12 protein-coding genes and 1 pseudogene are annotated in these 12,659 nt (G+C 59.9%); 7 read left to right on the top strand and 6 right to left on the bottom strand.

Annotated elements, in window-relative coordinates; genetic code table 11:
• Positions 1–13: 13 nt before the first annotated feature.
• The 3 genes from HX811_RS11935 to HX811_RS11925 all read left to right on the top strand — a co-directional run bounded on the left by HX811_RS11935 (position 14) and on the right by HX811_RS11925 (position 2,036).
• Positions 14–292: a hypothetical protein gene (locus HX811_RS11935; protein WP_003218744.1), complete on the top strand. Its 279-nt coding sequence runs from the start codon at positions 14–16 to the stop codon at positions 290–292.
• 80 nt (positions 293–372) lie between these two features.
• Positions 373–1,137 (top strand): CHAD domain-containing protein, encoded by a 765-nt coding sequence (locus HX811_RS11930; RefSeq protein WP_177046033.1) that lies wholly within the window; start codon positions 373–375, stop codon positions 1,135–1,137.
• Positions 1,138–1,238: 101 nt separating this feature from the next.
• Complete coding sequence (locus HX811_RS11925) at positions 1,239–2,036, top strand: acyl-CoA thioesterase II (protein WP_008437738.1); 798 nt, start codon at positions 1,239–1,241, stop codon at positions 2,034–2,036.
• Between the two features lie 19 nt (positions 2,037–2,055).
• On the opposite strand, the pseudogene HX811_RS11920 reads toward HX811_RS11925, so the two are convergent.
• From HX811_RS11920 to HX811_RS11910, 3 genes and pseudogenes are all read right to left on the bottom strand, one after another.
• Positions 2,056–2,313: pseudogene (locus HX811_RS11920) on the bottom strand (terminase); the annotation flags it as partial.
• 108 nt (positions 2,314–2,421) lie between these two features.
• On the bottom strand, positions 2,422–3,903 hold the full coding sequence (locus tag HX811_RS11915) for a methyl-accepting chemotaxis protein (RefSeq protein WP_003218740.1): 1,482 nt from the start codon (positions 3,901–3,903) through the stop codon (positions 2,422–2,424).
• Between the two features lie 96 nt (positions 3,904–3,999).
• Positions 4,000–4,806 (bottom strand): TatD family hydrolase, encoded by an 807-nt coding sequence (locus HX811_RS11910; RefSeq protein WP_177046031.1) that lies wholly within the window; start codon positions 4,804–4,806, stop codon positions 4,000–4,002.
• A gap of 238 nt (positions 4,807–5,044) precedes the next feature.
• On the opposite strand from HX811_RS11910, the gene HX811_RS11905 reads away from it, so the two are divergent.
• From HX811_RS11905 to HX811_RS11895, 3 genes are all read left to right on the top strand, one after another.
• Entirely contained in the window at positions 5,045–6,466 is a 1,422-nt protein-coding gene (locus tag HX811_RS11905; RefSeq protein ID WP_102368437.1) for a transglycosylase SLT domain-containing protein, read from the top strand.
• Positions 6,467–6,570: 104 nt separating this feature from the next.
• Entirely contained in the window at positions 6,571–7,005 is a 435-nt protein-coding gene (locus tag HX811_RS11900) for a DoxX family protein (RefSeq protein ID WP_003218737.1), read from the top strand.
• Between the two features lie 255 nt (positions 7,006–7,260).
• Positions 7,261–7,569, top strand: a complete 309-nt coding sequence (locus HX811_RS11895; protein ID WP_010211889.1) for a hypothetical protein — start codon at positions 7,261–7,263, stop codon at positions 7,567–7,569.
• Between the two features lie 4 nt (positions 7,570–7,573).
• Here the strand turns inward: HX811_RS11895 and HX811_RS11890 are convergent, their stop codons facing one another.
• From HX811_RS11890 to HX811_RS11880, 3 genes are read right to left on the bottom strand one after another with little or no spacing between them, the layout of a single operon-like run.
• On the bottom strand, positions 7,574–9,379 hold the full coding sequence (locus tag HX811_RS11890) for a Gldg family protein (RefSeq protein ID WP_177046028.1): 1,806 nt from the start codon (positions 9,377–9,379) through the stop codon (positions 7,574–7,576).
• Between the two features lie 15 nt (positions 9,380–9,394).
• The gene (locus HX811_RS11885) at positions 9,395–10,120 is read right to left on the bottom strand and encodes an ABC transporter permease (RefSeq protein ID WP_177046027.1); all 726 of its coding nucleotides are present in this window, start codon (positions 10,118–10,120) and stop codon (positions 9,395–9,397) included.
• Positions 10,117–11,043, bottom strand: coding sequence for an ABC transporter ATP-binding protein (locus HX811_RS11880; protein WP_023659064.1), 927 nt, complete (start codon positions 11,041–11,043; stop codon positions 10,117–10,119). Before HX811_RS11880 ends, HX811_RS11885 begins: the two co-directional genes overlap by 4 nt.
• A gap of 304 nt (positions 11,044–11,347) precedes the next feature.
• Here HX811_RS11880 and HX811_RS11875 point away from each other — a divergent pair, with 304 nt between their 5' ends.
• Positions 11,348–12,577 (top strand): hypothetical protein, encoded by a 1,230-nt coding sequence (locus HX811_RS11875; protein ID WP_177046025.1) that lies wholly within the window; start codon positions 11,348–11,350, stop codon positions 12,575–12,577.
• Positions 12,578–12,659: the final 82 nt, after the last annotated feature.

The raw sequence follows: 12,659 nt of genomic DNA, 5'->3' as shown, positions 1-12,659 counted from the left end.
GAGGTGTCATTTGATGAAAGCCTGGATGTGTGTGCCTGTGATCGTGTTGGCCCTGGCCGGTTGTGCCGGGAAAACCGCTTATCGCGACAGCTGCGGCACGCAACTGGACGCTGCGTGGCACGAGCTGGACCTGGCCAAGGCCGAAGGTTTCGCCGGCACCGTGAGTTACTCCAAGGCTCTGTCGTTGTTGACTGGCGCCAAGACCCAGCAGCAGTTCGAAGCCTTCGAAGGCTGCTCGACCAAGGCCGAGAAAGCCCGCTTCTATATTCGTGAGTCGCGCGCCGGGCGCTAACCCCGCGTAGCAGTTGTCGAGTGCAACGAGGTTGCGTCGGCGGCCTCAAGCCCGAAGGTTTAATCATTGAGGAGGAAAGGATGTCAGCCTTGGTCGATCAGCTAGTCGCGCAGGTCATCGGCCTGGAAGTTGGGTTACTGAGCTGCCAGGCGCGCCTCGCCGCCGTCACGGACGACGAGGCCCTGCATGATCTGCGCACCACGGTGCGGCGCTTGCGCAGCCTGTTGCGGCCATTGCGCGGGTTGCCCGGTGTCGAGCAGCTCGAGGCGGCCGCCAGTGCCGTCGGCCAACTGACCACGCCATTTCGCGACCGCGAAGTGCTGGCGGCGTACCTCCACCAACACGGCCATCATGAGGCGGCCGAGCGGCGTATGCGGCAGCAGCCGGCCACCTACCGCTCGGTTGCACAAGGGCCTGAGCTGGCGCAACTGCTGTTGATCCTCGAAGCATTCCCCCGCTTTATCCGCGCCTCCCAACGGCAGAAATTGCTCAAGGGCCTGCGCGCGCGCATTGAAAAACGCCTGGCCAAGCAATGGAAGAAGCTCGGCGAAGCGCTGCACGACCCCAACCACGACCGTCATCGCCTGCGCCTGTTGATCAAGCGCGTGCGTTATGCGGCCGAGGCTTATCCCGAGCTGGACAAGCTACCGCCCAAAGCCACATCGCGTCTCAAGGCGGCCCAGGGCGCCCTGGGTGATTGGCACGATTGCTGGCAATGGCTGGCGCAAGCCGGGCACGAGCCCGATTTGCAGCCGTGCGTGCCTGGTTGGCACCGCACCATGGCCGAGGCGGAAGGGCAGGCGGATCGGGTTTTGGACAAGTTGAACGCCGACTGCTTTGCTTGACCCAGCGACCTATCTGTCCGGGATTTTGGCCGGAATAGGCGCTGCATGGTGTAGGCCGGCTGGTTAAGATCCCTCAACTCCTTTTTCAAGTTGAGACCGCCATGCGCTTTAGTGATTTGCTCGACGCTGCCCGCAGCCACCCGTTGGACGTTTCGATCCCGGCCGAATGGGCCCAGGGCCGCGCCAGCTTTGGCGGGCTGGTTGCGGCGTTGGAGTACGAGGCCTTGCGGGCGAAGGTCCCGGCGGATCGCCCGTTGCGCTCACTGGCGATCACCTTTGTGGGCCCGGTGGCGCCGGACGTGCCGGCCCGCTACGAAGTCGAAGTGCTGCGCGAAGGCAAGGCCGTCAGCCAAGTGCTGGGACGTGTGGTGCAGAACGGTGAAACGATGACCCTGGTGCAGGCCAGTTTTGGCGCATCACGGCCTTCGCAGATTGACGTCGCCGCCGAACCGGCGCCCACCTTCAAGCATTGGGATGAATGCCAGGAGTTGCCCTACATCAAAGGCGTGACGCCGGAGTTCATGCGCCACCTGGCGATGCGCTGGAGCGTCGGTGGCCTGCCGTTCACCGGCAATACATCCCGGGAGATGGGCGGCTGGGTGCGCTTGCGTGGCGATGTAAAAGAAGAGCCGCTGACCGAAGCGCACATCCTCGCGCTGGTGGATGCGTGGCCACCGTCGGTGTTGCCGCACCTGAAACAACCGGCGGCCGGCAGCACCCTGACCTGGACCATCGAGTTTGTCCAACCGCTGCAAAACCTGAGCACCCTGGACTGGTGCCAATACCTGGTCCACATCGAGCACGCCCGCGATGGCTATGGCCATGCGGCTGCGCAGTTGTGGAGCCCCGACGGCCAGTTGATCGCTATCAGCCGCCAGTCGGTGGTGGTGTTCGCCTGAGTCCTCAGACCAGCAAGTGTTGATCGCCGGAGGCGTCGCTGCCGCGTGCCTCCAGGCGACGACCGTGATGCTGCAATGCAAGGGCTGCCAGAATGCCGACGATACCGATGGCGGCACTCGCCAGGTTCTCGCTGAACACGCCCGATGCCATCAACAGAAAACCGATGACCAGGAGTGGCAGCGCAATCAGCTGCAACACTTGATTGGTCCCGTGCTGGTGATTTTGCGGGTGGGTGCGCCATTGCCAGGCGGGGATATTCGGATGACGTTTGCCCATGATCGTGATTCCTCTGTCCGTTGAAACATCTTGAGCAGAGTTTAGGTCGGGCAGGGTGGGGCCGCGAATCAAGGATGGCTATGGGGGCCATAGCCATCCCTTCAGGGGTTAGAGCCGCAACTGGCCGATGGCCTTGCTCAGTTCCCCGGCCAGGGTTGCCAGCTCATTGCTGGTGGTTGCCGAGTCTACTGTCTGCTGCACGGTGTTTTCGGTGACGTCCCGAATGCTCACCACCGCTCGGTTCATTTCCTCGGCCACATGGCTTTGCTGCTCGGCAGCCACGGCAATCTGCGTGTTGCTCTCGCGCATCTGCGCCACCGCGCCGGTGATCTCGGCGAGGGCAATCCCGGCTTCTTGAGCCTGTTGCACACAGTCGTCGGCCTTGAACGAGCTTTCCTGCATGAAGTCCACCGCGTCCCGGGTGCCGGCTTGCAGGGCGGACACCATGCGGGTGATTTCATCGGTGGAGCTTTGCACCCGCTTGGCCAGGTTGCGCACTTCGTCGGCGACCACGGCAAAACCCCGGCCCATTTCGCCGGCGCGGGCGGCTTCGATGGCGGCGTTGAGGGCCAGCAGGTTGGTCTGTTCGGCAATGCTGTGAATCACCCCGACCACGCCGTTGATTTTCTGGCTGTCCTCGGCCAGCTTCTGGATCATTTCGGCGGTCTGCTGCACGCCGGTGGACAGCCCGGCAATCGAGCGCTGTACCCGGCTGACCACTTCCTGGCCGCTGCCGGCGAGAGTGTCGGCCGTCTGGGACAGGTCGCGGGTGGCGCCAGCGTGCTGGGCGATGTGGTAGACGGTGGCGGTCATCTCGTTGATCGCCGTGGCGGCCTGGTCGGTTTCGCTTTGCTGGCCGAGCATGCCGTGCTGCACCTCGTTCATGCTGCTGGCCAGGCGTGCGGCGCCGTCGTCCAGTTGCCTGGCGGTGCGCGCAACCGTGTTGACCACCCGTTGATAACCCGCCTGCATCGCGTTGAAGGCGCTGGCCATCTGCCCGACTTCATCCTTGCAGGCCAGGGGGACGCGGGCCGAGAGGTCGCCGGTTTTCTCGACGTGCAGCATCACGTCTTTCAAGGTGTTGAGCTGGCTGAGGAGAAAGCGGATCAGCAGCTGTGAGGCGCCGAGCATGGCCAGCATCAGAATCATCACCGCTACGGCGTAGTTGGCGAAGCGTTCTTCGAACACTTGGCTCAAGCTGGGCCCGTAGGCCAGCACGGCGACCTGTTGACCGTCGGCACGGCTGATTACTTCGGCGCCCATCAGCGGGTTTTCGCCGAGCAGTGGCATGTGATTGAAATCCACCCAGCCACTGGCGTTGGCCAGGGCTGACAGATCTTCGTCGCCCAGTTGTGGGACTTTGCCCCTGGCAAACGTCAGCCAGTGCTCGCCCTTGGGCAGTGGCTGGCCGGCGGGCCAGGCACCGAGCAAGCGCCCCTGGGCTTGCGCCGACGCCTGCGCGGCCTGGCTGCGGGCCTGTTGTTCGAGCTGCACGGCGTACAACACCAGCAGCAGGGTGGTGATGAAGGCGACCGCGTTCACGGCCCAGAATTTGTACTTCAGCGAGATGTTGCTAAGCCAGGCACCCATGGAAGGTTTTCTCTGATAGCGGAAACAGCATTGGCAAGGTGCCATTATTGTGCCGCTATCGGGATGCTGGGTTTTGATATGGGTCAATGCGCCGCGTCAATCCGGCACAGGCAATCCAAAAAAGGCGCGGGCACAGGCGGTGCTGTGTTGCGCCAGGTCTTCCGCGGTTTCTTCGCGGTGCAACGCGACCTCCCGCAGGACTTCCGGCAAATAGGCGGGTTCGTTGCGACCGTTTTTCGGCTTGGGCCGCAGGGTGCGAGGCAGCAGGTAGGGCGCGTCGCTTTCCAGCATCAGACGGCCCCGGGGAATTTCCCTGACCAGCGGATGCAGGTGAGTCCCACGGCGTTCGTCGCAGATCCAGCCGGTGATGCCGATATGCAGGTCCAGGTCGAGGTAGCTGAACAGCGCCCGCTGCTCGCCGGTGAAGCAGTGCACCACGGCGGCCGACAGGTGATCGCGGTATTCCCGCAGGATTTCCAGCAGGCGCTGGTTGGCGTCACGTTCGTGGAGGAATACCGGGAGCTTCAACTCCACGGCCAGCGCCAGGTGTTCTTCGAGGACTTTTTCCTGCTGGGGGCGCGGTGAGAAATCCCGGTTGAAATCCAGCCCGCATTCACCCACCGCACGCACGCGACTTTCCTTGAGCAGGCCGCGCAGGCGCCTGGCGCTTTCGGCGTTCCAGTCACTGGCAGAGTGGGGGTGAATGCCGGCGGTGGCGAACAGGCGTTGGCCACTTTCGTCCAGTTGCTGGCACAGCTCCAGGACCTGTTCGCTGCCGTCGACACTGGTACCGGTGAGCACCAATTGGCTCACCCCGGCGGCGTAGGCACGGTCGAGAACGGCCTGGTGCTTTTCGTCGAAACTTGGGTTGGTCAGGTTGACGCCGATATCAATGAGTTGCATGGTGCTACCTCCGCCTGCGGTCGGAAAGCATATCAGAGCTGTAGATTTATAAGAAAAGCCAAGAACTACAACGAGTTAAAGCTGTCTTTGAAAGTCGCAAGTAACACCGTGTTTGGTTTGTCGCCATCTGCCGTGCCACCCTTGCGCCCAAAGCCTGCGCTCATGGCGCTCTGTTTCTGTCCCCCAACGCCTCGTTTTTCGCGAAGCAATGGGCAGTATTCTTTCTTCCGGAGAGCGGATGATCCGACCCTCGGCGTTGCTTGTGTTGTGCCTGACGTTACTGCTGCCCATGGCGGCGGTTGCGCGTCTGGACGGGCCGCTGGAAGTGACCCGGCCCGGCAAGGTCCGCGACCTTGCGGAAATCCGCAGCAGCCGCACCTTGCGGGTATTGGTCAACCAGAGCCGCAACAGTTCCGGCGAAGTCCAGGGCCAGGCCATCGGTGTTGAATACCATCGCCTGCGCGCTTTCGAGCAATACCTCAACGGTCACGCCCGTGACGGCGAGGAAATCAACCTCAAGATTATTCCCAAGGCCAAGGATCAGTTGATCGGCGCATTGGCCCGTGGCGAGGGCGACCTGGTGGCACCCGGCGAATTGCTGGATGTGAAGGCCGCCCACAAGATTGCCACCAGCGACCCGATCGCCAGCGACGTGCCGTTATGGCTGGTGGGGCTGAAGGGCGAGCGGCGGTTTACCCGGCTGGAGCAACTGTCCGGGCGCACGCTGGCCTTGACCACGGGCAGTGCTGCGTCGGATGCGATCAGCCAGGTCAACCAGAAGCTGGCGCTGCACAAATTGCCGCCGGTGAAGGTGGAATGGGTGGATCCGAGCCTCGCGGTAGAGGACGTGCTGGAGATGGTACAGGCCGGGATTTTCCACCTGACCATTGTCGAGCGGCCGATTGCCGAACGCTGGGCGAAGATCCTGCCCAAGCTGCGTTTCGACCGGCAAGTGACCATCAGCGAGCCGGGCGAAGAGTATTGGTTTGTGCGCCAGGATGCCTCAATGCTGCGGGCCAGTATTGATCGCTTCCTCAAGACCTACCGCACGCCGTCCGATCAGGATGTGGCGTTCCAGCGCATCTACCGCCGCCTCTACCAGGTACGTTATCCACTGGCTCGCGTCGACCGCCAGCGCCTGGAAAAACTGCGCCCGGTGCTGCAAAAGCATGCCCGCGAGCAGGGCATGGACTGGCTGAACCTGGCCGCGCTGGCGTTCAAGGAGTCTGCCCTGGACCCTGGCGCTCGCAGCAGCGGCGGCCCCACCGGGCTGATGCAGATCACGCCATCGGCGGCGCAGCGGGTCGGGGTGAACAACATCGAAAGCCTGGACAACAATGTGCAGGCGGGCGCGCGGTACCTGGCGATGATCCGGCGCAAGTTCTTCTCAAGCCCCAAGCTCAACGAGCGCGAGCGCATGGCGTTTGTGCTGGCGGCCTACAACATGGGGCCCGAGCGGGTCCAGGGAATGCGTGCCGAGGCGCGGCGGCGGGGGCTTAACCCAAACCAATGGTTTTTCCAGGTCGAGCGCATTGCCATGGAGCAGGTGGGAATGAGCGGCGTCAGCTATGTTAATAGCGTGAACAAGTATTACCTGGCGTTTGATCGTGAGCGGGAGTCGTTGGAGCCGGCAGCGCCACGGGTTGCCTCACGTAAATAATCTATTAGTTCGATAATTATGAGCCGCTTTATCGGCTTTTATCATTGTTTAAACTGATTAATATAGCGGCCAACCCAACCCCTACCTTGAAAAGGATTATCAGCATGAGCCCATTGATCACCCGCATCCTCTCCACCCGCGCCGGCTACGGCCTGACTGTCCTGCGGATTTTTGTCGGGATCATCTTCGCCGCCCACGGTTCGCAAAAGCTCTTTGGCTGGTTTGGCGGCGGCGGCCTGGCGGGCACTGCCCAGTGGATGGAAAGTATCGGCCTGGCCCCGGGTACCCTGATGGCGGTGTTGTCCGGTGGTACCGAGTTCTTCGCCGGGCTGGCGCTGATCATTGGTTTGCTGGCGCGGCCGGCGGCACTGGGCCTGTCGATCATTTCCCTGGTGGCGATTTTCTCGGTGCATATCCATAACGGTTTGTTCATGGCCAACAACGGCTACGAGTTCGCCCTGGCGCTGCTGGGCGGTACGCTGGCCGTGTTGTTGGAAGGTGCGGGCAAATTGTCCGCAGACCGCGCCATCACTCACTGATACCGCGAACCCCCCTTAAAAGGCCCGCCCAGTGCGGGCCTTTTCGTTGCTCGGGATTCTTGACACCGCCCTACAGGCTTCTCTAGGATGTTGCCCATGCGCCGATTTAAACAGCTAATTGCGGGGCGCCACCGGTGACTGATCACAGTCCCGACAGAAGCCAGAGCCATGGGCCAGCTTCGAAATTCCGCTAAAGCGCTGGTTCGGTGTTGCCTCTCACCTGCCCGCAGACTTTTGAGGCAGAGACACGACACAATGAATGCACTACGCCCCCTCATACGCCTGGCCCCGATCACCGCGGACCTGACCCAACGCAATCCTAAAATCCTCTTGGGCGGCAAGCATCAGCCGACGTTGCTGCGCTATCTGGATGGCTGGCCGCGCCGCACGGGGCGGCCTTCGGCCTTTCTGATCCAGTTTGTCGAAGACGGCGACTCCCTTGCGCGCTTTGCGTCCAACAGCTTCGACCTGGCCGTCATTCAGGCGCCCAGTGCCAGCGACGCGGACGAAGTGATACGCCAACTGACCCGCATTGCCCGGCAAGGGCTGATCGCCCGGCGTTGAGCCCTCAGTAGAATGCTGCTGAAGGCAGGTGCCGGCGACGGCGACGCAACAGGAAAATACCCCCCGCAATCAGGCACAGTATCAGCGGTACAGGCACGATATTGAGCAGCTTCACTTTGCGTTCCAGGGCGTGAACCTCGGCGTATGACTGGACCTTCAGCGCGTGAATTTCCATGGGGATTCGCAACCGCTCCTTGTTGAGCGCTTGCAGCAGTGTGTTGGAGGTTGCAGCCTGGGGGCCCGGGGAAATTGTCGGGGGGTTGAGCAGTTGCCATTCCCTTTCCGTTTGTTCCAGGCGTTGCGCCAGTTCGGCGGACTTCTCACCGTAGGCCAGTGCCGCGTCTTCGCGCATTGCCTGCAGCACCTGCAGTGATCGAGCGCCGCCTGCGCGGGGGCGAATGTTCATCAGTGCATCGGGCGCCGCCAGGTTGTCCAGGGTGTTCAATACAAACATCGCGTTATCTGACAACGGGCCACCCGCTGCGCGATGCTTCTGAAGCATTCCAGACACGCGATCGCTGAGCAGGTCAGTGTCGGCGACCACGACTACATGGATGTTCGCAGCCTTTTGCAAGCCGGTGTTACGCCCACTGATGCCGTCAGGAAAGGCGGAATAGGCGGGCCCTTCGACGCGGGCGGCGATCACCTGTTGTTGAGCGCGAGTGGCTGTCTCATTGATCAGTGAATTGAGCTGCGCAGGCAGGGCAAAGCGCTCTGCCTCAAACAGCGCGGCGTGCGCGGAGCTTTGCAGCAGCGGGGTGAAGGTCATGCGGCTTCTCTTGGCAGGGGCCAGGGCGCCACTGCTCAAGACGTTGACGTTGTGAAGTTTCCAGGCGCTGATGTCATCCTGTGCCATCGCCTGGCGGGGCAAGGTCAGTGCCGCGGGATGGCGCACAGGCGGCTGGCCTGTGGTCAGGATCACCGAAGTGGCATAGTCGCGATCGGCAATCACCTTGTTCGCGGGCATCTGGATGCCCCACGCGGACAGCAATGCTTCCAGCCTGGGGGTTTCCGGGGCCGTGACGCTGGTGTCCAGCCCGACAAGCGGGTCGATAAACATCATCAACTTGCCTGCGCCCAATACAAACTGGTCTATTGCGTAGAGGGTTTGGTCAGGCAGGTTGCCGGGATGAACCACCATCAGGGTTTTGACGTGTTCAGGAATTTGCGCGATACCCGGCTCCAGGGTCACCACGTTGAACTGGCGACGGATCTCCTGCAACACCTGCCAGGGAGGCGTGTTAACGCCGTTGCGTTCATCCCTCTCACCGTTTATTGGCAGCCGGGAGATCACGCCCACGATGGGTTGCTCGGGGTGGATCACCTTATGAATCAAATGGCTGATTTCATACTCCAGCAGTGACTCCCGGTCCGGGCTGAATGACGGGATGCTATGGGGCGCATGGCCCGCGCTGGTACCCACCAGGCCGAAGAACCCGTGTTGTTCGTCAAGTCCCAGTAACCTGGCTTTGTATTCATCTTCAGAAAAAGGGGTGGGGTCGATGAGGTGCAGGTTGATTTTGCCCTTTGCCGCTTTTTCATATTCCTTGAGCAACAGCTCTACCCGTTTAGCGTAGCTTTCAACGGCGTTGGCTTTGTGTGCAGGGTTGCTTGAATTGAAGAAGTACAGATCGACCGGTCTTTCCAATGAACCGAGCATAGTCTGTACAGGATCGGAAAGTGTATGGATGTTCTGTTCCGAAAAATCCAGCCGTGGATTTGGAAGTTTCAGTGCCCAGACCAGGTTAAAAGCGAGAAACAGTAACAGGAGCGTGACAATTGTGAGGCTGGCACTTAGGCGCGTTTTCATCGTGATGTGTCCTTCTCAACCGTTTCTTACATTCAGGGCAATGACCGTCGCGCCAAGAAAGGCGATGATCATACTGATGAAGTACAAACTGTCTTGAAGAGCCAGTACCCCCTGGTCAATGGCGTCAAAACGCGCAGACGGGCTCAGGGAAAGAAGGCGGTCAATCAGCCATATCGGTACTTGATGTTCAATCGCATCAAGAATGGATGACAGGCCACTGGCGGTCAGCAGCAAGCACAGGGTTACGGTGAATATAACCGCGCGATGGTGTGTCAGTGCGCAGATAAAACAACCCACGGATAGATAACATCCGGCCAATACCCAACTTCCCAGGTATTGTGACGCAATGACTGTATTGTCCGGACTGCCAAAATAGTTGACGGTGATAACTATCGGGAAGGTCAACAGCAGGGCCGCGCCAGAAACAATCCAGGCCGCCAGAAACTTTCCGACCACTATCTCGAAACGTGTGACGGGCAGGGTTTTCAGGAACTCCATGGAACCGGTGGTGGGCTCGTCGGCCCAAAGCCGAGTGCATAGGACAGGTGTCAACAGTAAGTAGAGCCAGGGGTGCAACTGGAAGAAGCCCTGCAAGTCGGCACTGCCGACTTCCAGTAACCGGGTTGCATGGAAGCCAAATACAGCAGCGGCGGTCAGGAAAACCGCAGTGCTCAGGTAAGTGAGGGGAGCCGAAAGATAACTAACCAGTTGACGCTTGAATATGACCGGGAGAAGTTTCAAATCGATGCCTCCTGGCTCATATGGTGCACAACGTCATCCAGGCGCCCGGCTTCCAGGTTCAGGGCATTGAGCTTCCAGCGGCGCTGGGTGACCAGTGCATTGATGTGGGGGTAGATGATTTGCCCCGGCAGGGCGAGTACGGTCACTGTGCCGGGAGTCTCGCGGTCTTCCTCAATGCCGGCGACCCCGGGCAATACCGCCAGGGCCAACAGGTCCAGCGGTGTGTCGGCTGCAAGGGTGACCGCCTGGTGATGACGGGAGCTGCGCTGCAGTTCGGGCACCGAAGTGTCTGCCACCAATCGGCCGTCGGCTATCACCAGTGCGCGGGTACAAATACCGGTCAGCTCTTCCGGCGCACGGGACGCGACAATGACCGTCATCTCGTCGCTGAGCGACTTGATGAGCATTCTGACTTTGTGTTTCTGGTCGGCATTCAGACCTTCTGTTGGCTCATCGAGCAACAGCAGGCTGGGGTCATGCAGGATTGCCTGGGCGATGGCTACCTTGCGCTTCAACCCGTCCGTGAGGGTTTCCACCGGGCTTTTGAGTATCCGCCACAACTCAAGCCGTGCAACTGCCCGGTCAATCATCTTGCGTTTTTCCGCGCCGCGGAATCCGCGTATTTCGGCAATGAAACCAAGAAAGGCCTTTACACTCATTGCACCATGGCTCAAGAGTCGCTCTGGCTGGTAGCCGGTGACTTTCTTTGCCTGGAATGCGTTCAGGGCGATATCGTTACCGAATATTTTTATATGGCCTGAAGAGGGTGTAGTCGAGCCTGAGATCATTTTGATAATAGTTGTTTTTCCCGCACCATCATTTCCAAACAGCCCGAGGCATTCCTGGGGTTGAGCGTTGAATGAGAAGTCATGAATAATGTTTTTTCCGCCCATGGTTTTTGTCAGGCTCGTTATCTCGATCATTATGCTTTTCTACTGAATGGATATGGCAAGGCTGGATTAACCTGGGTGAACAGCAGGTTGTGAATGTTCGAATTTCAATGCTTGAAATCTTTTTATGTTGAAGCTTTTCCGACGTCGCACTGTTAAAAAATGGTACGTTCAATAAACGCTCTTGGAAATGCTGAGGGGGCTGAATAAGATAAGTCCTACATGCCAGACTATGACTCGCTGAAACAATTGTTTTGCTTTTGGTGATTTAATTACAGTCGTTGTTTATTTGGTGTTTATTTAAAGTTTATGCCAATTTGAAATGGAGCCTGATGTCATGCTGCTTCTACGTACCCTTGTTCTTGAACAGTCCGGGCATGATGCGCCGGTCAATGGTGCACTGCTTTGTGGTTTTGCGGTGGCGCAGATCTCTTCAAACTTTCTTGCCTACAGTCTGGATGAAGAAACAGAGCCCGGTAGTTCACGGGTGTACATCGCAGCGTTGCGCAAAAAGTCCGAACGTTACTTTCTGGGGGCGATAGACTCCAAGGAAGACCTGCAAATAGCGACCCATGTCTTCAAGCAAATCCTGACGCTCGCGGCTGCTCCCGGGGCAAAATCTGCAAGCAGCGGCGAAACTCAGATTCCCTTTCATTTTGTTGATTTGAAAGGCTGCAAATTGCCCCCGGCCAGGCCTGAAGATCATCACTCGTTGACGATCAAGAAATCCCTGGTGATGAAGGTGATTACCCTGGGGACGTCGGCGCCCGGTTTGCCCGCCATTGAAAGCAACACGTTGATCGTGCCGTCGATTCGTTTCTCCTCAAGAATGGTGTCTGCTCCCAGGTCCCCCGATCCTTCAGAGCCTGCGCGGTCATTGCCCGAGCCGGTGGCGCAGGCGCCCGAGGCTGAGCTCGAGATATCCGAGCCGCTCATTGAGGCGCCACTACAGGCATCGATCGAGGCGCCTGCTGTCGCTGCGCCAGTGCCGGCGCCCATAGTCCAGCAACCTGAACCGGTCCCCCAGGCGCCGCCGCCCATGCCTGCCCGGAATGAGTCAGCCTCGTTGTTTGAAGTGGACGATACGCTGGCCAATCTTTCCCGATTGTCACAGGAGCTGACGCAGCAAAAGCTCAGCGTGCTCAAGCAGGAAGAGGCGCTTGCTCAGTTGCGTCTCGAACTGCGCCAGGAAAGGGCTGACCTTGAGCAGGAGAGTCAGCGGAGTGCCGACAGGATTGCCGAAAAGGAAACGTCCCTGGAACAGTTGGCCCGCACGCTGGCCCTCCGGGAGGAGCATCTGGCTGGCAGCTCGGCGCTGAACCAGACAGAGCAGCGTCGAATGGACGAGCGTGCGCGCTACCTGGAGAGCCAGGAAGCCCAGTTGCATGACCGTGACCTTGCGGTGCGCCTCAAGGAGCAACAGCTGACAGCTGCGCTGTTCCAGTTGCCTGTCCTGCGGGACAACCTGAGGGTTACGCTTCAATCCCTGGATGAGTCACTTGCATGGCTTGGCGAGAACGGGCGCGGCCAGCCTGAATGCGGCCCGACCCAGCCGGAGGCTGACTGATACGCGTCGTTGCCGGAATCCGCCGGTGGGTCTGGCTACTTTCCCGAGTTCATTTATCATCGACCCCCACAGCCGACATCGG

Source organism: Pseudomonas sp. F8002, assembly GCF_013385495.1.
Taxonomy (GTDB): Bacteria; Pseudomonadota; Gammaproteobacteria; order Pseudomonadales; family Pseudomonadaceae; genus Aquipseudomonas.
The sequence above is the reverse complement of the archived record's forward strand: the minus strand, read 5'-3'. Positions and strand labels throughout refer to the sequence as shown.